Below are 21,889 nucleotides of genomic sequence, written 5' to 3' on the forward strand. Positions count from 1 at the left end.
GCTTACGCGGCGGATGCGTGCTGCAAATCCGCGAGCAGCTCCTGTGCGTTCCACGCGCGCCGCGATTGCTCGGCCTCGTGGACCAGGGCTGCGAGTCGCGCATTCACGGGTGCCGGGACACGATGTTCTCCGGCCAGGCGTACGACCTCGCCGTTGATGACATCCACTTCCGTGGGGCGACCGCGTTCCAGGTCTTCCCACATGGACGAACGCGCCACGGGATCGATGGCCAGCAGGCGCGAGGCGAGTCGACGAAACCACGCGTCGGGCATTTCCAGCACGCGCGGCAACCACTGTGGCGGCAGCGGGGTGAGCTTGGCGGGCTGGATGTCGGCGGCGGCGAACACATCCAATGCCTCACGCTGTGCGAGCGCCAGGCAGCGGCGCCAGTCGCGCTGGGAAAGTTCTTCCTTCAACGGTACGTCCGCCAGGGCATTCAAGGCGTTGTTGAGGTTGAGCAGCAGCTTGGCCGCCAGCACGGCCGGCATGTCGTGGCGCGCCTGCATGGGCAGGCCGGAGGCTTCGAAAATGGGCAGGAACGCGGCGAGGGACTCGTGCGCTTCCACCATCAGTTCACCGCCGGAACCCTGGTGAAAATCGCCAGGCACGCGTTGCAGCACATTGAACGGCACCATGCCGGCAAGCACGGGATGTCCCGGCAACGCTTCGCGCAGGATGGCCGCATTGTGCAAGCCGTTCTGAAAGCTCACCACCGGCACGCCCGGGGCGAGCACGCCGGCCAGTTCCTGTGCGACGGTTTCGGTTGCTGACGATTTAACCGTCACCAGCACAAGGTGCGCCTTGGCGGCGGCGAACGGGTTCACCTGCAGCTCCAGGTCGCGCGTGGCCACATGTTCGTGGCCTCCTTGCAGGTCGCTCCAATCGAGGCCGCCATGGATGCGCCACGCATCGATGACGCGACGGCGACCGATGCAGGTGATACGGGCGTTTTCATGCAACCGGGCGCCGAGATAGCCGCCCACGCTGCCTGCACCGTAGATGGCGATGCGGGGCAGGGCATGCGCGCTCATGCGATGGCCTTGGCCGCGGCGCGACCCGCGATGCGACCGGAGAACAGGCAACCACCGAGGAAGCTGCCTTCCAGCGCGCGGTAGCCGTGCAGTCCACCACCGCCAAAGCCCGCCGCTTCGCCCACGGCATACAGCCCCGGCAGTGGTTCGCCGTTCTGGCCCAGCACGCGGGCATCGAGATCGGTTTCCAGGCCGCCCAACGTCTTGCGCGTGAGGATGTTCAAGCGCACGCCGATGAGCGGACCGTTCGCCGGATCAAGCAGGCGATGCGGCTTGGCCACGCGCACCAGCTTGTCGCCGCGGTAACGCCGCGCATTGTGGATGGCCATCACCTGGCCATCTTTCGCGTAAGGATTGTCGAACTGGCGATCGCGCGCTTCGATCTCGCGACGCAGGTGCGCGACATCGAGCAACGTATTGCCCGCCAGCGCGTTCATGCCGGCGACGAGTTCTTCCAGCGTGTCCCGCACAATGAAATCGCGACCATGCTGCTTGAACGCCTCTACCGGTGCAGGCGCGCCCTTGCCGACGGCGCGCTTGGCCACCTGTCGCCAGCTTTTGCCGGTGAGGTCGGGATTCTGTTCGGAGCCGGACAGCGCGAACTCGCGGCGAATGATCTGCTGATCGAGGATGAACCAGCTGTAGTCGTGGCCGGTCTGACGCAAGTGTTCCAGCGTGCCCAGCGTGTCGAAGCCAGGCCACAGCGGCCCGGGAAGACGCTTGCCGGTGGCATCGAACCAGAACGACGACGGGCCCGGCAGGATGCGAATCGCATGGCGCGGCCAGATCGGGTTCCAGTTCTCGATGCCTTCCACGTAATGCCACATGCGGTCGCGGTTGATCAGCCGCGCACCCGCGCTTTCGGTGATGCCGAGCATGCGGCCGTCGACGTGGGCAGGCACGCCGCACAGCATGTGCGCAGGGGGCGGCCCCAGCCGTTCGGGCCAGTTCTTGCGCACCAGCGCGTGGTTGCCACCGATGCCGCCCGAGGCCACGATCACCGCCTGCGCGCGCTGTTCGAACCCGTGCAGCACATCGCGCGAGCTGGGCTTGCCGCGCTCCATGCCATCGGGCGTGAGCACATTGCCGCGCACGCCGACGACAGCGCCGCCTTCGACGATCAATTCATCCACCCGATGGCGAAAGCCGAACTGCAGCAGCCCCTTCGCTTCGGCCTCGCGCGCGCGGCGCACGAACGGCTCGATCACGCCGGGGCCGGTGCCCCACGTCACATGGAAGCGCGGCACCGAATTGCCGTGGCCCACGGAGCCATGGCCGCCACGTTCGGCCCAGCCGACCACGGGGAACCAGCGCATGCCCATGGCGTGCAGCCACGCGCGTTTTTCGCCGGCGGCGAAATCCACATAGGACTCCGCCCAGCGACGCGGCCAGTGGTCTTCGGTACGGTCGAACGCGGCCGTGCCCATCCAGTCGGCCAGCGCGAGTGCGTGCGAATCGCGCACGCCCATGCGCCGCTGTTCCGGCGAGTCGACGAAAAACAGTCCTCCGAATGACCAGAACGCCTGTCCCCCCAGGCTTTGTTCCGGCTCCTGCTCCAGCACCAGCACGCGCTTGCCTGCATCGGCCAGTTCCGTGGCGGCCACCAGCCCGGCGAGGCCGGCTCCCACCACGACCACATCGCACCCGTCCCGCATTCCCCGCCTCCCCGTGGCGTTGCGTTCCCGAACCTCGAACTTAGCGTGCCCGGCAGGTCATTCCTATGCGCGCTGCGTCATAGCCCGGAAGCCCCGCCATGACCGATGGCACGGCGTGACCACAGGCCCATGCCCCGTCGTCATGCTGTGCTGCATCGTGACTTTCGAGGTCGGACGACGAACGCGGAACGTGGGGCCGGAGGGAATCGAAATGCATGCGGTTGAGAAGGCGAGCAGGTTCGATGCAGGACGTGCACGGGTTGGTCCGGTTCACGCCGGCGATATCGATGTGCACGACGGCCGCTGCGTTTGTTCGATGGGTCCGCTTGCAGGACGGTTCGCGAGGGCAATCGCTTGCGCATGACGACAAGGACAACAAGAAGCTGACCACAGCCAGGGATCGTGCGCGCGCCGGCGGAGGCGATTTCGTGCACAGATTCTTTTGTCGGGGCTCCCCAGCACGACGTTGAGACCACGCCGGGCAACCGGCGCGGTCTGTTTTGCTTACAGGGGAACCACGGAACCTTGATTGACGGGCTGCTAGTCTCGCGACGTTTTTTTCGTCGAGAGAACCGCTCTTCATGCACGATTTCCTGACACGTACGCATCTTTCCGACAACACCATCACCACATTGATCAACATCGGTATTGCGGTGCTGATTCTGCTGATTGGCATCTGGCTGGCCGCGCGCGGGGCCAACATCGCGCAACGCGCCATGCAGCGTGCGAATGTCGATCCCACGCTCACCGGGTTTCTGCGCAACCTGACTTATGGCGTGCTCATCGCGCTGCTCATCGTGATGGCGTTGCAGCAGGCGGGCGTACCTTCCGCGCCGCTGGTCGCTGCGCTGGGTGCCGGCGGACTGGCCATTGGCCTGGCGCTGCAGGGCTCGCTGAGCAACCTGGCGTGGGGCGTGCTGCTGATCGTGTTTCGACCTTTTCGCGTCGGCGATTACGTGTTGGCGGGCGGCATCGAAGGCACGGTGCGCGACCTCAGCCTGATGCACACGCTGCTGGTGATGCCCGACAACCGCGAGGCCGTGGTTCCGAATGCGAAGATCGGCTCGGACGCCATCATCAATTTCAACCGGCTCGGCACGCGCCGTTTCGAGCTGAAGGTGCGCATTGGCTACAAGGACGATATCGGCAAGGCGATGGACATCATCCGTGAGCTGTTCACCGCAGACGCACGCATCCTGAAAGATCCCGCGCCGGGTGTATGGACCGACAGCCTGACCGACAGCGCCGTGATTCTGGTGCTGCGCGCCTATACCCGGTCGGGCGATTCCTGGGGCGCGCAAACCGATCTGCTGCGCGCGCTGAAGGACCGTCTTGGCGCGGAGGGCTTCAGTCTGGCGCCCGGTCCGGCGCAGTTCGTGATGCTGCCGGGCAAGCCTTCGGAGCAGACCACCTGACGAAGTGGAATGCATCGCCGGGCGGCCCCGGCGTGGATCGTCGAAAAGCGCTAGACCAAAGTCGTGCATACGTATGCGAATGGTGGCTTCAAACGATCCAAAAGCGACCGAAAGCGGGTCTCGTTCGCTATGATTGAAGACCTTAAGCGGCCGTCATCCCCGCCGGCTCGCCATCGCCATCCGTAGGAGAAACCATGGCCGACCTCAAAGAAGCACGCGTCCCCGATATCGGCAGCGAAAACGTGCCGGTGATCGAAGTGCTGGTGAAACCAGGCGACAAGGTGGCCAAAGAACAGGGCCTGGTCACGCTGGAGTCGGACAAGGCAACCATGGAAGTGCCGGCCCCGTTCGCGGGCACGGTGAAGGAACTGAAGCGCAAGGTGGGTGACGAGGTGTCCGAAGGCACGCTCATCGCCATCATCGAAGCCGAAGGCGAGGCCGCTGCACCGGCACCCGCCCCCGCACCGGCAGTCGCGCCGGCCAAGGCCGAAGCGCCCGCCAAGTCGGCACCGGCACCTGCTCCCGCACCGGCCGCGGCCCCCGCCGCTGGCGGTGGTGGCGTGCAGGAAGTGAAGGTGCCGGACATCGGCAGCGAAGACGTTCCCGTCATCGAAATCCTGGTCAAGGTGGGCGACACCATCGCCAAGGATCAGGGCCTGATCACGCTGGAATCGGACAAGGCCACCATGGAAGTGCCGGCTCCGTTCGCGGGCGTGGTGAAGGAAATCAAGGTCAAGCTGGGCGATGAGCTTTCCGAAGGCGCCGTGATCGCGCTGGTCGAGGCTGCCGGTGGGGCCCCCGCTGCTGCGCCGGCGCCCGCGCCTGCACCGGCGGCTGCCAAGGTCGAAGCACCCAAGGTGGAAGAGAAGCCGGAACCGCAAGGTGGCCGCAGCGTGCTGCCGGGCAACGCGCCCGAAGGCGACGTGGCGCCGACCGCCCGTCCGCCGTTCGACTCCAAGATCATCATGCCGGGTGACGCCCCGTATGCCAGCCCGGCCATCCGCGCTTTCGCGCGCGAGCTGGGCGTGGATGTGCGCCAGGTGAAGGGGTCCGGTCGCGGTGGTCGCATCCAGCGCGAAGACGTCACCGGCTACGTGAAGCACGCGCTGGCTTCCGGTGCCCGTCCGTCGGGTGCGCCGGTCGCTGCCGGCGGTGGCCTCAACTTGCTGCCGTGGCCGAAGGTCGACTTCAGCAAGTTCGGTGAGATCGAAGAAAAGCCGCTGTCGCGCATCCAGAAGATTTCTGGCGCGAACCTGGCGCGCAACTGGGCGATGATCCCGCACGTCACGCAGCACGAAGACGCCGACATCACCGAGCTGGAAGCCTTCCGCAAGAAGCTCGGCGAAGAGAACAAGGACCTGAAGGTCACCCCGCTGGTGTTCCAGATCAAGGCGGTGGTCGCGGCGCTGAAGAAATTCCCGCAGTTCAACTCCTCGCTGGATGTCACCGGCGAAAAGCTGACGCTGAAGAAGTACTTCCACATCGGCATTGCGGTGGACACGCCCGATGGCCTGGTCGTGCCGGTGATTCGCGATTGCGACAAGAAGGGTCTGCTTGAGCTCGCTGCCGAACTGGGCGAGATCTCCAAGAAGGCACGCGACAAGAAGCTCGGCCCCAACGACATGTCGGGAGGCTGCTTCTCCATCTCCTCGCTGGGTGGCATTGGCGGCACGTCGTTCACGCCGATCGTCAACGCACCGGAAGTGGCCATCCTTGGTGTCTCCAAGGCGGCCATGAAGCCGGTGTGGAACGGCAAGGAATTCGCTCCGCGCCTGATCCTGCCGCTGTCGCTCAGCTACGACCACCGCGTGATCGACGGCGCGCTCGCCGCGCGCTTCGCTTCCTACCTCGCACAGCAGCTGGGCGATATCCGCCGCCTGCTGCTCTGACCTGGCTTTTTCCCTCTCCCCTCCGGGGAGAGGGCAGGGTGAGGGGCGGGTGCTCGCGATACCGCCTCAACAGGTTGCGAACAAGAACAAAGGATTCCCCATGGCAAGCACCATCGAAATCAAAGTTCCCGACATCGGCGGCAACGACAACGTGCCGGTGATCGAGGTACTGGTGAAGGTCGGCGATACCGTCACCAAGGAACAAAGCCTGATCACGCTCGAATCGGACAAGGCCACGATGGAAATCCCGTCGAGCGCCGCGGGCGTCATCAAAGAGCTGAAGGTCAAGGTGGGCGACGAACTGTCCGAAGGCGCGGTGATTGCCGTGCTGGAAGCCGCTGAAGGCGCCGCCAAGGCCGAAGCGCCGAAGGCGGAGGTGCCCAAGGCTGCCGCCGCTCCGGCGTCCGCGCCTGCCGCCGCACCTGCACCCGCCGCGGCAGCCGCACCGCAAGCTGCCGGCGCGTCCGGCCGCACGCCGGACATCGAATGCAAGCTCGTCGTGCTCGGTTCCGGCCCCGGCGGTTACACCGCGGCGTTCCGCGCGGCGGATCTGGACGTCGACACCGTGCTGGTCGAGCGTTACGCGTCGCTCGGTGGCGTCTGCCTCAACGTCGGCTGCATTCCGTCCAAGGCGCTGCTGCATGCCGCGGCCGTGATCGACGAAGCCGAAGCCATGGCCGCGCACGGTGTCACGTTCGGCGCGCCGAAAATCGACCTCGACAAGCTGCGCGACTTCAAGACCAAGGTGGTCGGCAAGCTCACCGGCGGTCTCGGCAGCATGGCCAAGCAGCGCAAGGTGCGCACGGTGCAGGGCGTGGGTACGTTCATTTCGCCGAATGAAATGGAAGTCCAGACGTCCGAAGGCACCAAGCTGATCCGCTTCGAGAACGCCATCATCGCTGCCGGCTCGCAGTCGGTGAAGCTGCCTGCGTTCCCGTGGGACGATGAGCGCATCATGGATTCCACCGGCGCACTGGAACTGAAGGACGTGCCGAAGAAGCTGCTCGTCGTCGGCGGCGGCATCATCGGCCTGGAAATGGCCACGGTGTATTCGGGCCTCGGCAGCGAAGTGACCGTGGTCGAGTTCATGGACCAGATCATCCCGGGTGCCGCTGCGGATCTGATCAAGCCGCTGGCGCAGCGCCTGGCCAAGAAGCTCAAGGGCGTGCACCTCAAGACCAAGGTGACCGAGGCCAAGGCCACCAAGAAGGGCATCGAGGTCAGCTACGAAGGCGAGAGCATTCCGGAGACCACCGTGTTCGACCGCGTGCTGGTCGCCGTGGGTCGCTCGCCCAACGGCAACAAGATCGGTGCGGACAAGGCCGGTGTCGCGGTGACCGACCGTGGTTTCATCAACGTCGACACGCAGATGCGCACCAACGTGCCGCACATCTTTGCCATCGGCGACCTCGTCGGCCAGCCGATGCTGGCGCACAAGGCAACGCACGAAGCTCGCGTGGCGGCCGAAGTCGTGTCAGGCATGAAGAGCCACTTCGATGCGCGCGTGATTCCGTCGGTGGCCTACACCGATCCGGAAGTGTCATGGGTGGGTGTGACCGAGCGCGAGGCCAAGGAAAAGGGCTTGAAGGTCGGCGTGGGCAAGTTCCCGTGGGCGGCCAGCGGTCGCGCCATCGGCATCGATCGCACCGAAGGCTTCACCAAGCTGATCTTCGACGAGGAAACGCATCGCATCGTGGGCGCGGCCATTGTCGGTCCGCACTCGGGCGACCTCATCAGCGAGCTGTGCCTGGCGATCGAGATGGGCGCGGAAGCGGCCGATATCGGCCTGACCATTCATCCGCATCCGACGCTCAGCGAATCGGTGGGCATGGCGGCCGAGGCCTACGAAGGCACCATCACCGACCTGTACATTCCGAAGAAGAAAAAGTAATCGGTTGTCGCTGATACGAAGAAAGAGCCCGGGGACATCCCGGGCTCTTTTTTTATGCCGCGATCAGTTCGATTCGGTGAACTGGATCGACGGGGTCGAGCCGCCGGACGCGGTGCACGCGCCGAGGTTCAGGTTGTTGCTTTCACCGGTGGAGCCGGAGTTGGCCGTGCAGGTGGGCACAGCGGTGGAGCCATCGGTCACCGCCAGGTTCACGGTGATGGACGAGCCGCTGTTAAACTGCGCTTCGGAGCCGCCGGCGTTGCCGACCACGTTGAACTCGCCGGTCTTCCACACGGTGGCCAGCAGCAGCACGCTGTCCTTGCCGCTGGAGCTATAGGCCTTGGTGCCGTTGGTGAACACCACGGTGTCGTTGCCACCGGAGGTTGCCGTGCCGGTGAGCTTCACGCTGCCCAGCGCCGTGGCGGCCACATCGGGTGCAGAGGCGGCGGCGCTGTTCTTGTAGCAATCGCCTTCGCCGTCGCTGCCGAAGCCGCTCGGGCAACGCGAGCTGCCCCAGCCGATCAGCCAGTACTGCATGAACACTGCCGCGGTGCCCTGCGTCTCGTAGTCGGGCGCATAGACGAACTGCTGCCAAACGGTGCAGCCGGAGTGGCTCTTGCAGACCGAGGTGGTGTCGTCGAAGCTCGAGTTGATCTGCAGCGAATACTCGTTTGCACCGAGGATGCCGCCGCCGCCGTACGCAGCCCCGCCCACGCCCTTCTCTGAGGTCACGCCCGTCACCGACGGGAAGCTGCCCACGGCCTGCGTGATCAGGGTGCTGGTGTTGATGGTGTAGTCATTGCCGTTGCCGGCGGTCTGCGCGGCACCGTTGTTGAAAAGCTTGAAACGCGGCACCGGCGCAACGCGCGGCACGGCTTCATGGCAGGCGGACTGATGCCAGATGACGCTGGGATAAGTGGCTTCAAAACAGCCTTCCGATGGCGTGGCGATGTGCGCCATGCTCTCCCGCCAGCTGGCCTGCGCCTGTTCTTCCAGGCCAAACTTGTTGACCGAGGTTTGTGCCAGAACGACGGAAGGAAGACAGGCGGCGGCGATCAGGCCGGCGAGAAGAGCGATCTTGGTTTGTGCACGCATTGAGATACTCCCTGGTACGCGAATAGCTATTGGTTTACGACCACGGACAATTCCGTTGGCCGACGAACAACAACAACTCACCTACGCCGGCAACCTGCAGTTGCAGCGGACTACTTGCGTTCTGCGTTGACCCTTCCGGCGAGAAGGCGATAAAGCGATCACAGTTCGATCACGAACACTCGAAAAGCCGGTGACGACGAGTGCTCTGCGCGTTTGGTAACGCATACGTCATGCGGTTGCAAATCGAAAAAAAGTACGCGATGCGGTGTAAGGAACGCGACAGAAAGCGTTGCATCGATCAAATCGATGCGAGTCGTTGAGAAGAAAGAAAATATTTCTTCAAGATGACACGCGGCATCGGTGTAGGCGCCGCAAGGTTGTCGCAATTTTGCACGGCCATGAAAATCGCGCTCCATGCGTCGAAGCAAGTGAACTCATGGGTACGCAAAAAGCGCTTAAAACAAGGGGTTTTGCATATGTTTTCTGCGTCTGTGACGTGCTTCGCGTTTCGCCTTATCCGCAACGCCGAGTTGTGATCGAGGCGTGAACTCTTTCGATGCCGGTGCGCTGCGCGCATAACCACGGAACTCACGCGCACGTGCTTTGAAGCGGCATGATGCTGGAGCGATGCATTGCACATCGCTCTTCTGGACTCATCTACTTTCCGGATTGCGCCACCGCCGCCTTGATGGGGTCCGACGCATCTTTCATGTACGCGATGGTTTCCCGGGAGCTGATGATCATCTGCTGGGACACGCTGAGAAACTCTACCGGGTCCACATCCTTGCCCAGGTTGATACGCGTCTGCAGGTCGATCATGCGTGGCGCGTCGAGCGCCACGGTCGCGTTGTGCGCGGTCCAGTTCGCGGCCTCACGGATGGAGGCATAGGCGGCGGTGTAGCGATGCAGGCGTTCCACCTCTATCCACGTAACCGACTGGTTGGCCACCGCCACGTCCCAGGCCTGTGTACTGAAGGCCGGCCAGTTGATGGCGAGCTTGAATTCACCCGCAAGCTGACGGATATGCTGGTTGATCTGTGCATCCGGCAACCCTTTCTGCACGTCGTCGCGGATCGCCTTGTCGATGGTGATCAGCGGCGCGAGTTTCTTTTCGTCGACATCCTGGGCTCGCTGGATATCGAGCAGGAGGTTGTTCAATTCCGCGTCGATCTGCGCGCTCGCGTATTCGGCGGCATGCCGATGGTGCACGCGCTCGATCCACTGCTCCAGGCCCAGTGCGGTGAGAATACTAAGCACGATCATCAGGTAGTGCTGAAGGAATTCGCGCAGCGAGTGCATCTTCAGCTTGGGAACTTCGAAATGCATCGGGAATTCGTCCATGTCGGTCTGGGAGCATGCGGCGTTGCGGGATGCCGCGAAGGAGTTCAGATGGAGTAGCCGAGCCGCTCCATCATGGGGCGTAGCGTGGGCAGCACCGGTTCGAACAGGTCCCGGTACGCATGCCACCGGTTGACCGCCTTTCGGTGTATGCCTTCGGTGACCTGCGCGTAACTGGGTGTGCTGATGAAGCCCTTGGCGCGGGCATGTTCGGCGAAGCGTGCCATGGGCGTCGCGTCGTCCAGTTCAAGAAACTGACCGAGTCGCGCGATGTGTTCGTCAAAACGCGAAACCACCGATTCGTAGCGCCATTCGAGCACGCGCGGCGCGAAAACTTCCACGTGGCGGAACCACTGCTCGAATGCATCCACGTAACCCCGCGCCAGCCGTTCCAGCGTCGAGCACAGCACCATGAAGGCGGGCGAGCGAAACGGTTGCATGTAGCAGCTGAGCAGCACGTCGCAAGGATGGCGAAGGCACAGGATGATGCGTGCTTCGGGAAACAGCCGCATGATCATCGGCAGGCACAGCATGTTGAGCGGGTTCTTGTCGACGAGGCGGCGGTTGCCCAGGTCGGGCACGACCTTGCTGACCACATTCGCATAGATGTCGCGCAACTGATCCACGTTGGCCTGCGACAGGCCGGCGAGATCGGCCGGGTACGATTGCCCGGCCAGCTGCATGCGCTTGATCAACTCATAGATGAAAGCGCGTTCGTCCATGGAGCGAAAATCCGGATGCGAATCCAGCATCTGCTCCAGCAACGTGGTGCCCGAGCGCGGAAAGCCGACGACGAACACCGGGCTTTCATGGCTGCGTGGCGCACGCAATGCGGACCAGCGATCATGCGCGAGACGATCGACGTTGTGCTGCACCATGTCCAGCGGCTGGCTGCCTTCTTCAAGCAGCTCCGGTACGAAATCCCTGGCGAAGCGCAGCTGTGCGGCATGCGCGTCCCGCAGCGCCTGGCGTGCCTCATCGCGACGGCCTTGCTTGTCGCGAATGGAGGCGAGGCTGAAGGCGGCGTTGGCTTGCAGGTGCGCTTCGTCGCGTTCGCCTTGCAAGCGCGCGAATAGCGCCGCTGCGTAGTCCAGTTCGCCGCGACGCGAGGCGACGCTGGCGTGTACCTGCAGTCCGGCGTGGCGCAGTTCCCAGTCGCCCGCCGGCAGCGCTTCGAGCGTGGCGACGGGGAGTACTTCCAGTTCTCGCGCTGCCTCATGCACGTCGTTGCTGCGCTCGTGCATGGATGCGCGCAGCGCGACGATGCGCATGACCAGCGCAGCACGTGCCGGGCCCTCCGGCAGCACGGCCCGATCCAGCGTCTGGAATGCCGTCTTCTGGTAGCCGAGGCTGGACAGGATGGTTGCGAGGATCAGTGCCTGGTCGGCCGCTTGCGGCGGCCATTGGGCAGCGTCTTCCAGCATCACTTCCGCACCACGGGTGTCGCCGCAGAAGTGGCAGGCGTACGCCGCCTGCAGTCGCGCCTCGACAAAGTCGCCCGCCAGGCCCACCGCTTCCAGCAGCGATTCGCGCGCGAGCAGCCAACGCTGCTGCTGCGAGTAAAGCAGGCCGAGGTTGTAGTGGGTTTGTGCGTTGCTGGGCCCCAGCGCGATGGCTTTGAGCAGCGCATCTTCCGCCAGCGTGTAATCACCGGCCTCGCGCGCCACCAGGCCAAGGTTGTTCCAGTATTCGGAAACGCCGGGATGGCGCTGCGTGAGATGGCGAAAGAGGGCGATGGATTCATCAAGGCGGCCGACGTATTGCAGCGCGGCGCCATACAGCAGCACGGCCGTGTCGTCGGCAGAGGCGATATCGGTGATCGACTCGCCCAGTGCCTGAACGCGGGGCATGTCGCCCGCCTGATAGGCGGCCAGCATGTGCTGCGCAAGAAGGGAGGACGACGAGGGTAGGGGCGTGCTCATCGTTCGATCTTAGAACCAGTTCCCCGCCCGTGCACGAGCGTGCAACGGGCGGGGAACGGTGTTCGTCGAAGGTGCGGCCGCGATGGGCGAAACCGCACCGTTTACTGCGCTTTAGAACTTCACGGTGGCGCGTGCCCAGTAGTAGCGACCCATCACGTCATACGTTGCCGTATCCACGTTGTAGTTCAGGCCGTTCTGGTACACCAGCGGCGGGATGCGGCCGCTGAGGTTGTCGATACCCACGTCGAACCTGGTGTGGATGGTCGGCCACTCATAACCTGCCTGGATGTCGTGGTATGTGATGGCACCCATCGGCATCGACACAGCCTGGCCGGTATCGGCATAGGCGGTGAGGTTCTTCAGGTGGTTGATGTAGCGGCTCTGCCACTGGGCGCTCCAGTTGCCCAGGGCCCAGTTCAACGTGAACGTGCCACGCCAGCGGCTGATGTTGCCGAACTGCTGCGTGTAGGTGCCCGCGTAGTTGATGGTCTCTGCACCCGGTGCGCCCGGCGTGGCGTCGTTCTTGAACGTATCGATGTACGTACCGCCGAGCGAGGCCTTGAACTTGCCGGGGTCCACGCCGCCCACGTCGAAGTGCGGGATGACGTAGTTCAGCGTGAAGTCCACGCCGCTGGTGCTGAGGTTGCCCAGGTTGACGTACGGCGTGTTGACGTAGTTGATGCCACCCGGGATCGACGTGCTGGCGCCGTAGCGGTTGATGAAGCCGCAGTACGGGCTGCCGTTGTCCGCGTAGCACTCATTCAGCACGGTCTGTGCCTGAATGATGGTCAGCATGTCCTTCAGCGTGATGCGCCACAGGTCCACCGTGCCCGACGCGCCGTCCAGCCAGCTCGGCGAGTAGACGAAGCCGAAGTCATACGACTTGCCCTTTTCCGGCTTCAGCGTGCTGCCCACCGTCGCCGCACCCGAGTAGTGACCCGCAATCTGCGTGTTGAGGGTGCTGGTGTAGTTGGTGTTCGGCGGCATGAACTGACATGCCGCGGCGTGCTGCTGGAGTTCGGCTGCCGACAGGTTGTAGCAGGGGTCGTTGACCGTCGGGTTGGTGATGGTCTGGCCGTCATACAGCTCGTCCAGGTTCGGTGCGCGGAACACCTGGGAAACGGTGCCGCGGACCAGCAGGTCCTGGATCGGGCGATATTCGATGGCGAGCTTGCCGTTGGTCGTGGTGCCCGTGGTGCTGTAGTTGGACGTGCGCACGCCCAGGTCAACGTTCAACGAATACGCCCAGGGCTGTTCCGAAAGCAGCGGAATCAGCGTTTCGGCGTAGAGCTCCTTCACGTTGATGCTGCCGCTTGCCGGCGAACCGCAGGCTTCCTGCAGCACCACGCAGGTGCCGGTATCCACGTTGAGCAACGCATCGCTGGTGACGGTGTAATCCATCGTGTTCTTGCGATACAGCACACCGGTGGACAGCTGCATGGTGCCGGCCGGCAGATCCCACAGCGAGCCGGATGCATTGGCCTGCACCTGCTTCATGGTCTGCGTCATGGCGTAGACCGGGTTGCTCACGCCCTTGGCGAGCAGCGCACTCGTGGCAGGGTCGGCCTGGTCGAAGATGTTGGCGCCGGCGTCGATCGCCGCCTGCAGGGCAGGGATATTCACTTCGTTGTAGTCGGTCTGCACGCGGTGCGTGCGGCCGTAATCCACGCTGGCGTCCCAGATCCACGTGCTGCTGCCGCCAAAGTCACCGCGGAAGCCGGCATTGACCTGCTCGTTGTCGGTGCTGAACGTGTGGATGCGATTACCCACGCCGGTCAGGCGCGTGCTGATCAGGTTGTTGCCGGCCACCGACGGATCACCGAAGGGAACGCCGAACGGGTTGATCGGATTGTCCGCGGCGACCGACCAGCCGTCCGTGCCGCTGGTGGGCGCGGGTGCGTCCTGGCCGGACGAATGCGTGTGGTTGTAGAACGCATCGCCGAAGAACGTGACGTGATCGTTGAGCTTGTAGTTGCCGAGCACGAAGAGGTTGGTGCGCTCGGACTGCGTCTGGATGTAGTTGAACGCGTTGTAGTTGTAGACGTCGCTGGCGTTGTTGAAGCAGCGATAGTCGCTGGGGCTGCTGCCGTTGCCGCTGGCCAGCGTGACCAGGCCTGTCGTGGCGCCCGGCGCGGCGCAACCGGCCGGAAGCCCCGGGTTGCCCACGGGCAGCTGGAACTTGCCGGTGGGCACCGTGTGCGAGCCGGAGATCTGCGGGCCGGAGCTGTATAGCGACAGCTGGTGCGCCGAGAAGCTGCGACGCGTGGCAATCACCGGGTCCTGCTTGTTGTAGTCGAGGCCCGCGACGATGTTGCCCTGGTCACCCGATGCACCCACCGTGAACTGGCCACCACGACGCTGACCATCGCCGTGACTGGAGATGCCATCGTTGCCGCTCAGTTCGGCGCCCTTGTAGTCCTTGCGCAGGATGAAGTTCACCACGCCGCCGACCGCGTCGGAGCCGTAGACCGTGGAGGCACCATTGGCCAGCACGTCCACGCGCTCGATCATGTTCTGCGGAATCATGTTGAGGTCGGGGTTGGCCAGGCGCTGGCCATCGATCAACACCAGGGTGCGATCGGTGCCAAGGCCGCGAAGCGAGACACGTGCCGCGCCGTCGCCGCCTTCCAGCGTCGGGCTGGCCACGCCGCCGCCGTTGCTGTTGTTCTGCGTGTTGGTCGCCGTACCGGAAACGCTGGGCAACTGCTGAATCACATTGCCGAGCGTGGGACTGCCGTTATTGGTGATGGCGCCGCGGTCGAGCGTGATGACCGGGTTGGCCGTTTCGGAATCCACGCGGCGAATCAGCGAGCCCGTCACCGAAACCGCCGTCAGCGTTTTCGCGCTGGACTGCTTGGGTTGCTCGGTGGTGGTGTTCTGGGTCTGCGCATTTGTTTGCGCCTGGTCGCTCGTTGCGTCCTTGCTTGCGACGTCTTCGGCCTGTGCCATCGCGGCCGTTGAAGCGATACCTACTGAAAGCGCCAAACGTACTGCTATCGACAGACGATTGTAGTTGGACTGCATGATTGTCTCCCCGAAATCATAGGCAAAGAGTCCCCGCTATAGGCGCCTAGACGTCTATAGGTGTTGCACCGCTGTATGGGTTCCCCGGAGTCACTCTTTCAGGAAATTGAGATCGAGACAAGGCCTCTTTAACAATTCTTTCGGCCTACTAACACTTTCGTGCGTGGTTTCATTTGAAACCAAATGATTCAAACAGATCGCTTTGTGCGGCGAAGCTGTCGGATTCGACGAAACCGGCCAGGCCTACGCCCACCAGGCGATAGCGCGTTTCAGCGGGCTTCTGCACCCGGTCGCGCAGGGCGCAGGCGATGTCCGCGACAGCGCGTGCGGAGTCTGGACGTGAAGCAGGTGTGAAGCTGCGAGTGAGTGTGCTGAAGTCCGACGTCTTCAGTTTCAGCACCACGGTGCGCGCAACCCGGGCGTGCGGGCCCGCGGCCTCACGTTCATGCGCCGCCCAGGCTTTGGCGGCGAGGCGTTCGATGTGCGGCGCAAGATCGTCGAGCGCCAGGTCGTGCTCGAAGGTGTCTTCCGCGGAAACCTGCAGCGTGGGGCGATCCGGCTGCACGGGATGATCGTCGATGCCCAGCGACAGTTCGTGCAGGCGCTTTCCCCAGCGTCCGAATCGTTGTTCGAGTGCTTGCCCGCCCAGGGTCCGCAGATCGGCAACGGTGGCCACGCCCAGCTCCGTGAGCCTGGCTTCCATCACCTTGCCGACGCCCGGCAAGCGACCGATCGGCAGCGGTGCGAGAAAGGCTTCCACCTGGTGAGGCCGCACCACGAAGATGCCGTCTGGCTTGCGCCAGTCTGACGCGATCTTGGCGAGGAACTTGTTCGGCGCCACACCGGCCGAGGCGGTGAGTTCGGTTTCCTGCCTGATCGCCGAGCGGATGGCTTCGGCCGTGGCGGTGGCGGAAGGCAAACCCGTGTGCGTGGTGGTGACGTCCAGGTAGGCCTCGTCCAGCGAGAGCGGTTCGATCAGGTCGGTGTGACGCGCGAAGATCTCGCGCACCTGACGTGACACGGCCTTGTAGCGGGTGAAGTCCGGCGGCACGAAGATCGCCTGCGGGCACAGTCGTTCCGCGCGTACGGCTGGCATGGCCGAGCGCACGCCAAACCTGCGTGCCTCATAACTGGCCGCACACACCACCGAGCGCGCGCCGCGCCACGCGACCACCACGGGCTTGCCGCGCAGCGAGGGATCGTCGCGCTGCTCCACCGACGCATAGAAGGCGTCCATGTCGACATGGATGATTTTGCGGGGCTGGGGTGGCACTGCGTGAACGGAAGGGCTTCGACGTGTGAGGGAGCACAGTCAAGCACGAAACCCTCTGTTCCGCAGTCACCAACGCGCAGGCCCTTCAAAACAACGCACGTTTGTATGCCGCACCGCCGGTGATGGCCGCGGGCGTGCGCCTCACGGCACGTGCATGCTCTCCTCCACCCGCTCCTCATCCAGCTCCACGAAACGGTTGAGGTCGAACGTGTCGAGCCGGAATCGCGCAGCCGCGGTGAAGAAAGCCATCAGCGACAGGATGCGTTGCGGATTGCGCGCCCACGGCGGCACGTACGTGGCCCGCGCGATCAGTCCTTCCTGAAGATACGGGCTCAGCGTGATGACGTCGGAGGTGGTGACGCGGCCCGCGAACAGCAGCGGCAGCATTTCGACATGGCCTGCCTGCAGCACTTTGCGGATGAACAGGTACACGATCATCACGCCTTCAAGGTACGCGCCGTCCTTGGTGAAGCAGATGCGGCCGCGCGGATCGCCGCCGCGGAAGATACGTGCGGCGCTCTGGTAGCTCTCGGTCGGTGACTGGCCGGCTTCCAGGAAGCCGCGGAACACTTCGATGAAGTCAGCGCCTTGCAGCGCGTTGTTCACGGCGACCACGCGCAGGGCAATGCGACGCAGCCGGTTCAGGTCGATGGCGCCGGTGATGATTTCCGAGAACGTCGCCAGGCCTTCCTGGGTGCGCGTGGTGCGTGGCGCGCCAAGACCCAGCGATTTGAAATAAGGCTGGTGCTTGCCGTTGAGCAGCGTGGCCGTGTGCACGAAGGCTTCGTGTTCGGTGAGCTGCTCCAGGTCCAGCGCCGAGAACAACGCGCTGGCGCGCAGGTTGATGCTCTTGCTGCCGGCCGTGGCCTTGGACGGCAGGTCCGGATCGAGCACCACGTCCACCTTGTCCTTGTCGAAGAACGGACCCAGCCGTTCGCGCAGGCGCTGCGCGAATTCCTCGGCAGGAATATCGGCCGGCACGTGCGGTATGCCTTCGCGACTGATCAGGTCGTCGCTGATGTTCAACAGGTCGCGTGCCGCGTCCACCGCGGTCGCGGTCTGGCTGCGGTATTTGGTGTCGGGACGGCCGTACAGTGCAGCCGAGCAGCGGGTGAATTCCTCGGTGCCCACGTTCATCAGCATCTGCGCGGCCACGAGATAGCTCCACGCCGACTTGTAGAGCCAGTTGCCGACGGGATGGCCGCGATCCACCTTCGCCATGATCGCTTTCAGGGCGTCCATTTCGCTGGACAAATCCGGATGACGTACCGGCGGCTGCGGCAGCACCGGGTTGCCCTTGTTCCACGAGTCCATGAAGGTCGCTTCCATCGACTGCGGCCAGTCGATGGCCTTGAGTACGCGGATCTTCTTGCCCACGGCGACCAGTTCGCGGTCGCATTCGAGCAAGGGGCCAAGGGTCTTGTCGTCTTCGGGGCGGACGACGCTGGCAACGGTACTCATGACGCCTCCTGGGGGCTGGCCGGGCGTGTGGCCAGCGTGCGGTGACGGGGAGGGGGCAATGTGCCCGACGCAACGTGATGCAATGGCGAAGGCGTGTCGTCAAAAAACGACGCGTTCCCAACATGTTGCAGCGAGATGTCGAACACAGGGGCGCAGTCCGCTATCGTCCATCCTTCGTATTCGCCGTGCAGGAAGCCGTGCCGCTCCATGACTGCTGAGACTTCTTCCTCGTATCTGCGCCGCCTGGGTACCTGGGATGCGGCTGCCATCGTGATCGGTGGCGTGATTGGCGCCGGCATTTTCCGCAGCGCCTCCACCGTGGCCGAGCGCACTTCGTCCGGCGCGCAGCTGCTCACGCTGTGGGCCGTCGGTGGCCTGCTCACGCTGGCCGGCGTGCTGTGTTACGCGGAGCTGGGCGCGCGTCGGCCGCAGGCGGGCGGCGTCTACATCTATCTGCGTGAGGCCTACGGACGGCTGCCGGCGTTCCTGTTCGGCTGGACGATGGCGCTGATCAACTATCCCGGCAGCGTGGCGGCGGTGGCCACCACGTTTGCGGATTATTTCTGCGCCGCCGTGGGCCTGGATGTGCATCAGTGGGTGAAGCCGGTGGCGGCGGGTGCCATCGCCTTTATCGTGGGCGTGAATTTCTTTGGCATCCGGGCTGGCTCGCGCATGCTGAATGTGTTCACGGTGCTCAAGCTGTCGGCCATCGCACTGGTGGTGGCGGTGGGCGTGATTCTCGCCAAGGGGCAGTTCGGCAACGTGCTGGCCACGGACACCGCGCATCCCGTGCCATCCAGCGCGATCCTGGGCGCGTTGCTGCCGGTCTTGTTCACCTACGGCGGCTTCCATTACCTCAACGACCTGGCGGGCGAGGTGCGCGACCCTCAACGCACGCTGCCGCGCGCGCTGGGCCTGGGTCTGGGTGGCGTGGTGGTGTGCTACGTGCTGGTCAACTTTGCGTACCTCGCCGGACTGGGCCATGCCGGTCTGGCGGCCAGCCAGGCGCCCGCGGCGGACCTGATGCGCCATCTGTTCGGTGAAAGCGGCGCCACGCTCATCGCGGTGGGCATTGCCTGCTCCACCTTCGGCTATTGCAGCATCGCCATTGCCGGCGGTGCGCGCGTGCTCCAGACCATGGGCGCGGACGGCATGCTGTTCAGTGCCGTGGGTCGTATCCATGCACGCTCGCATGCACCGCGCGTGGCTTTGGCACTGCTGGGTGGCTGGGCCATCGTGCTGGTGGTGTCGGGAAGTTTTGGCCAGCTGGTGGATTACACGACGGTGGGCGAGTGGTTGTCGCACGCGTTCGGCATCGCCACGCTGTTCTGGTATCGCCGCCACTTCCGCAACGAGCCCTCGCCCTATCAGGTACCGCTGTATCCGCTGCTGCCGCTGTTGTTCGTCACCACGGTGCTGGCGGTGATCATCGTCACCTCGATTCGCCAGCCCAGCGATGCCGGCATGAGCCTGGCGCTGATCGCCCTGGGCGTGCCGGTGTATTACGCATGGCGTGCATGGCAACGGAGGTCGGCATGATCTTGCGTCGTCATGCGATACCCCTTCAGCAAGGCGTCCTTCAGATGCCGCAGGCATACTGCCGCCACTTCCCTGTATCGAGCCGCCGATGAACCGGATCGCTCCCCTTGCCCTCGCCTGCGTCGTGGCCCTCGCGGGTTGCCACAAGGCCAGCGATACCGACCGCGCCGATCTGAGCCATGCCGCCGCGGCACCCGCGCCGGCACCGGCGGTTACCGTCAGCACGACCGATGCGCCGACCCCCGCCACGCCGCAAACCTCGCTTGACCACGTTACGTTGGACGGCAAGCCGATCACGGTCGAAGGCATGTCGCTGCAACGCTACGTGTTCCAGCCCTCGCCGCAGCCTCAGGTGACGGTGATGCTGGACAAGGGCGACTGGTCGAAGGAAGGCTCGCTGCGCGTGGACATGCAGAACGCCATGTCGTGGGCGGTCACATTGACAGTCGACATCGACGGCGCGAAGGAAGGCGAGCACCTGCACGCCACGGTGGGTGTTCCCGCCGGTCCGCCGCAAACGCTGGTGATCCCGTTGCACGCCACCTCGCCGCGCGACATGGGTATGCAGGTGGGACCGCCCATGCCGTACATGGCGGGTGGCAAGCGCGTCTTCGTGGCCACTACGGTGGAAGGAAAACTCGACCTTGCTCACGTGAAAGCCGTGCGTCTGGGCACGCCCGCGCCGACGGCCGCGCAAACGTTGCTGTTCGGCAAGCTGGATACCTCGCGCGGCGATCATGATCTGCGTGACGCCTATACCGGCATCGTCGATGCGTGGGGCCAGTACACGCGGGGCCAATGGCCGGGCAAGGTCGACACCGACGAGTCGTTGCGTGCCGGTCGACCGAAGGCCAAGCCGGGCGCAACCGTGGAAACGACGCCGCGCAAGGGTTTCGACCGCTACGGCGGACGTACCGACATGCCTGCCTTCAAGGCCACCGGTTGGTTCCGCGCGGAAAAGCGCAACGACCGCTGGCAGCTGGTTACACCGGAAGGACACGCGTTCTTCTCGCTGGGCGTGAATGTCGTCGACGACGATGGTGGTCGCACCTACATCGAAGGTCGCGAGTTCATGTTCAAGGACCTCCCGCGCGACAGTGCGCGCTGGGCGCCTTTCTATGGCACCACCGGCAAGGCGACGGGCGATCAGACGGCGTCGGCAGGCATCGCCTATCACCAGGGCAAGTGGTTCGATTACTACTCGGCCAATCTCTTCCTTGCGGATGGCCGCCACTGGCGCCAGGCATGGCGTGGCCGCACGCTGGAGCGGCTGGACGACTGGGGCTTCAACACGCTGGGCAACTGGAGCGACGACGCGCTCAGCCAGATGCACCACCTGGCGTATACGCGCTCGATCAACATCGCCGGTACGTTCGGCAATGTGTCCAGCGGCTATGACTATTGGGGCCGCATGCCCGACCCGTTCGACCCGCGCTTCGCACAGGCAGCCGATGCCGCCGTTGCGCAGGTGGTGAAGGAAGTGCGCGACGATCCGTGGATGCTCGGCTACTTCGCCGACAACGAATTGGCATGGGCCGGCCAGGGGCCGCAAGGTCGCTGGGGGCTGGCGCAAGGCACCTTGCGCGGCGAGGCCCGCAGCCCGGCCAAGCAGGCATTCATCGCCGCATTGAAGAAGAAGTACGGCACACCGGCAAAACTCGCGGCGGCGTGGGGTATCACGCTCGATGCGTGGGACGCGCTGGAGGTCACGAACTTCGCCGCGCCGAATCCCGACGATGCGCACCCCGCCATCGTGGACGACTACAGTGCGTGGCTGCGTACGTACGCGGACCAGTATTTCCGCACGGTGGCACAGGCCATCCACAAGCACGATCCGCATCACCTGTTCCTCGGCGGTCGCTTTGGCGTGCACACGCCTGAAGCCGTCGCGTCATGCGCGCAGTTCTGCGACGTGGTGAGCTTCAGTGGTTATGCCGATGTGCCCGAGCATGCCTTCGACGCGGCGGCCTTCGCCAAGCTGGACAGGCCGGCGCTCATCTCCGAATTCCATTTCGGCTCCGACGATCGCGGTCCGTTCGGCAAGGGCGTGGTGCCGACGTGGAACGAACAGCAGCGCGGCGAAGCGTATGCGCACTATGTGGCGGATGCCTTGGCCAATCCCGCCATCGTCGGCGTGCACTGGTTCCAGTACGTGGATCAGCCGGTAACCGGACGCCTGATCGATGGCGAGAACGCACACATTGGCCTGGTGGCGATCACCGACCGACCGTTCACGCACTTCATCGACGCCGTACGCGAAGCAAACCGCAAGACAGGCTACTGAGGGGCACACGCCGACACTGTAGGAGCGCACCTTGTGCGCGACCGCAGCGTTTCGTCGTTACTTCAGTGCTGA

General features: G+C 64.3%; 14 protein-coding genes. 5 read left to right on the forward strand and 9 right to left on the reverse strand.

Translation table 11 applies throughout. From position 1 onward, the window contains the following. Positions 1–2: 2 nt before the first annotated feature. Positions 3–1,031: a 2-dehydropantoate 2-reductase gene (locus DK366_RS01085; protein WP_109123666.1), complete on the reverse strand. Its 1,029-nt coding sequence runs from the start codon at positions 1,029–1,031 to the stop codon at positions 3–5. Then, positions 1,028–2,686, reverse strand: a complete 1,659-nt coding sequence (locus DK366_RS01090; RefSeq protein WP_109123667.1) for an FAD-binding dehydrogenase — start codon at positions 2,684–2,686, stop codon at positions 1,028–1,030. Before DK366_RS01090 ends, DK366_RS01085 begins: the two co-directional genes overlap by 4 nt. Before the next feature lie 581 nt (positions 2,687–3,267). On the opposite strand from DK366_RS01090, the gene DK366_RS01095 reads away from it, so the two are divergent. The 3 genes from DK366_RS01095 (at position 3,268) to lpdA (ending at position 7,881) form a co-directional block, all read left to right on the forward strand. After that, positions 3,268–4,101, forward strand: coding sequence for a mechanosensitive ion channel domain-containing protein (locus DK366_RS01095; RefSeq protein WP_109123668.1), 834 nt, complete (start codon positions 3,268–3,270; stop codon positions 4,099–4,101). Between the two features lie 194 nt (positions 4,102–4,295). Further along, the gene (aceF, locus tag DK366_RS01100; RefSeq protein ID WP_109123669.1) at positions 4,296–5,990 is read left to right on the forward strand and encodes a dihydrolipoyllysine-residue acetyltransferase; all 1,695 of its coding nucleotides are present in this window, start codon (positions 4,296–4,298) and stop codon (positions 5,988–5,990) included. 100 nt (positions 5,991–6,090) lie between these two features. Further along, the gene (gene lpdA / locus DK366_RS01105) at positions 6,091–7,881 is read left to right on the forward strand and encodes a dihydrolipoyl dehydrogenase (protein ID WP_109123670.1); all 1,791 of its coding nucleotides are present in this window, start codon (positions 6,091–6,093) and stop codon (positions 7,879–7,881) included. Positions 7,882–7,944: 63 nt separating this feature from the next. On the opposite strand, the gene DK366_RS01110 is transcribed toward lpdA, so the two are convergent. The 7 genes from DK366_RS01110 to DK366_RS01135 all read right to left on the reverse strand — a co-directional run bounded on the left by DK366_RS01110 (position 7,945) and on the right by DK366_RS01135 (position 17,994). Beyond that, on the reverse strand, positions 7,945–8,976 hold the full coding sequence (locus tag DK366_RS01110) for a hypothetical protein (protein WP_109123671.1): 1,032 nt from the start codon (positions 8,974–8,976) through the stop codon (positions 7,945–7,947). Positions 8,977–9,134: 158 nt separating this feature from the next. Next, positions 9,135–9,404 (reverse strand): hypothetical protein, encoded by a 270-nt coding sequence (locus tag DK366_RS21080; RefSeq protein WP_157956417.1) that lies wholly within the window; start codon positions 9,402–9,404, stop codon positions 9,135–9,137. A gap of 229 nt (positions 9,405–9,633) precedes the next feature. Next, positions 9,634–10,302 (reverse strand): hypothetical protein, encoded by a 669-nt coding sequence (locus DK366_RS01115; protein ID WP_157956418.1) that lies wholly within the window; start codon positions 10,300–10,302, stop codon positions 9,634–9,636. Positions 10,303–10,361: 59 nt separating this feature from the next. Continuing rightward, positions 10,362–12,236 carry a tetratricopeptide repeat-containing sulfotransferase family protein gene (locus DK366_RS01120; RefSeq protein WP_109123673.1) on the reverse strand — a complete coding sequence of 625 codons (1,875 nt, stop codon included), beginning with the start codon at positions 12,234–12,236 and terminating at the stop codon, positions 10,362–10,364. 111 nt (positions 12,237–12,347) lie between these two features. Next, positions 12,348–15,260: a TonB-dependent receptor gene (locus DK366_RS01125; RefSeq protein WP_109123674.1), complete on the reverse strand. Its 2,913-nt coding sequence runs from the start codon at positions 15,258–15,260 to the stop codon at positions 12,348–12,350. A 169-nt stretch (positions 15,261–15,429) separates the two neighbouring features. Further along, positions 15,430–16,533, reverse strand: coding sequence for a DNA polymerase IV (gene dinB, locus DK366_RS01130; protein ID WP_109123675.1), 1,104 nt, complete (start codon positions 16,531–16,533; stop codon positions 15,430–15,432). 141 nt (positions 16,534–16,674) lie between these two features. After that, complete coding sequence (locus DK366_RS01135) at positions 16,675–17,994, reverse strand: flavohemoglobin expression-modulating QEGLA motif protein (protein ID WP_109123676.1); 1,320 nt, start codon at positions 17,992–17,994, stop codon at positions 16,675–16,677. Positions 17,995–18,201: 207 nt separating this feature from the next. Between DK366_RS01135 and DK366_RS01140 the strand changes: the two genes are divergently transcribed. Both DK366_RS01140 and DK366_RS01145 read left to right on the forward strand, forming a co-directional pair. Further along, complete coding sequence (locus DK366_RS01140; RefSeq protein ID WP_109123677.1) at positions 18,202–19,533, forward strand: amino acid permease; 1,332 nt, start codon at positions 18,202–18,204, stop codon at positions 19,531–19,533. A gap of 88 nt (positions 19,534–19,621) precedes the next feature. Continuing rightward, complete coding sequence (locus DK366_RS01145) at positions 19,622–21,817, forward strand: beta-agarase (RefSeq protein ID WP_109123678.1); 2,196 nt, start codon at positions 19,622–19,624, stop codon at positions 21,815–21,817. Positions 21,818–21,889 lie beyond the last annotated feature (72 nt).

The sequence above is a fragment of the Dyella sp. C11 genome, assembly GCF_003121485.1.
In the GTDB taxonomy this organism is placed as follows: Bacteria; Pseudomonadota; Gammaproteobacteria; order Xanthomonadales; family Rhodanobacteraceae; genus Dyella.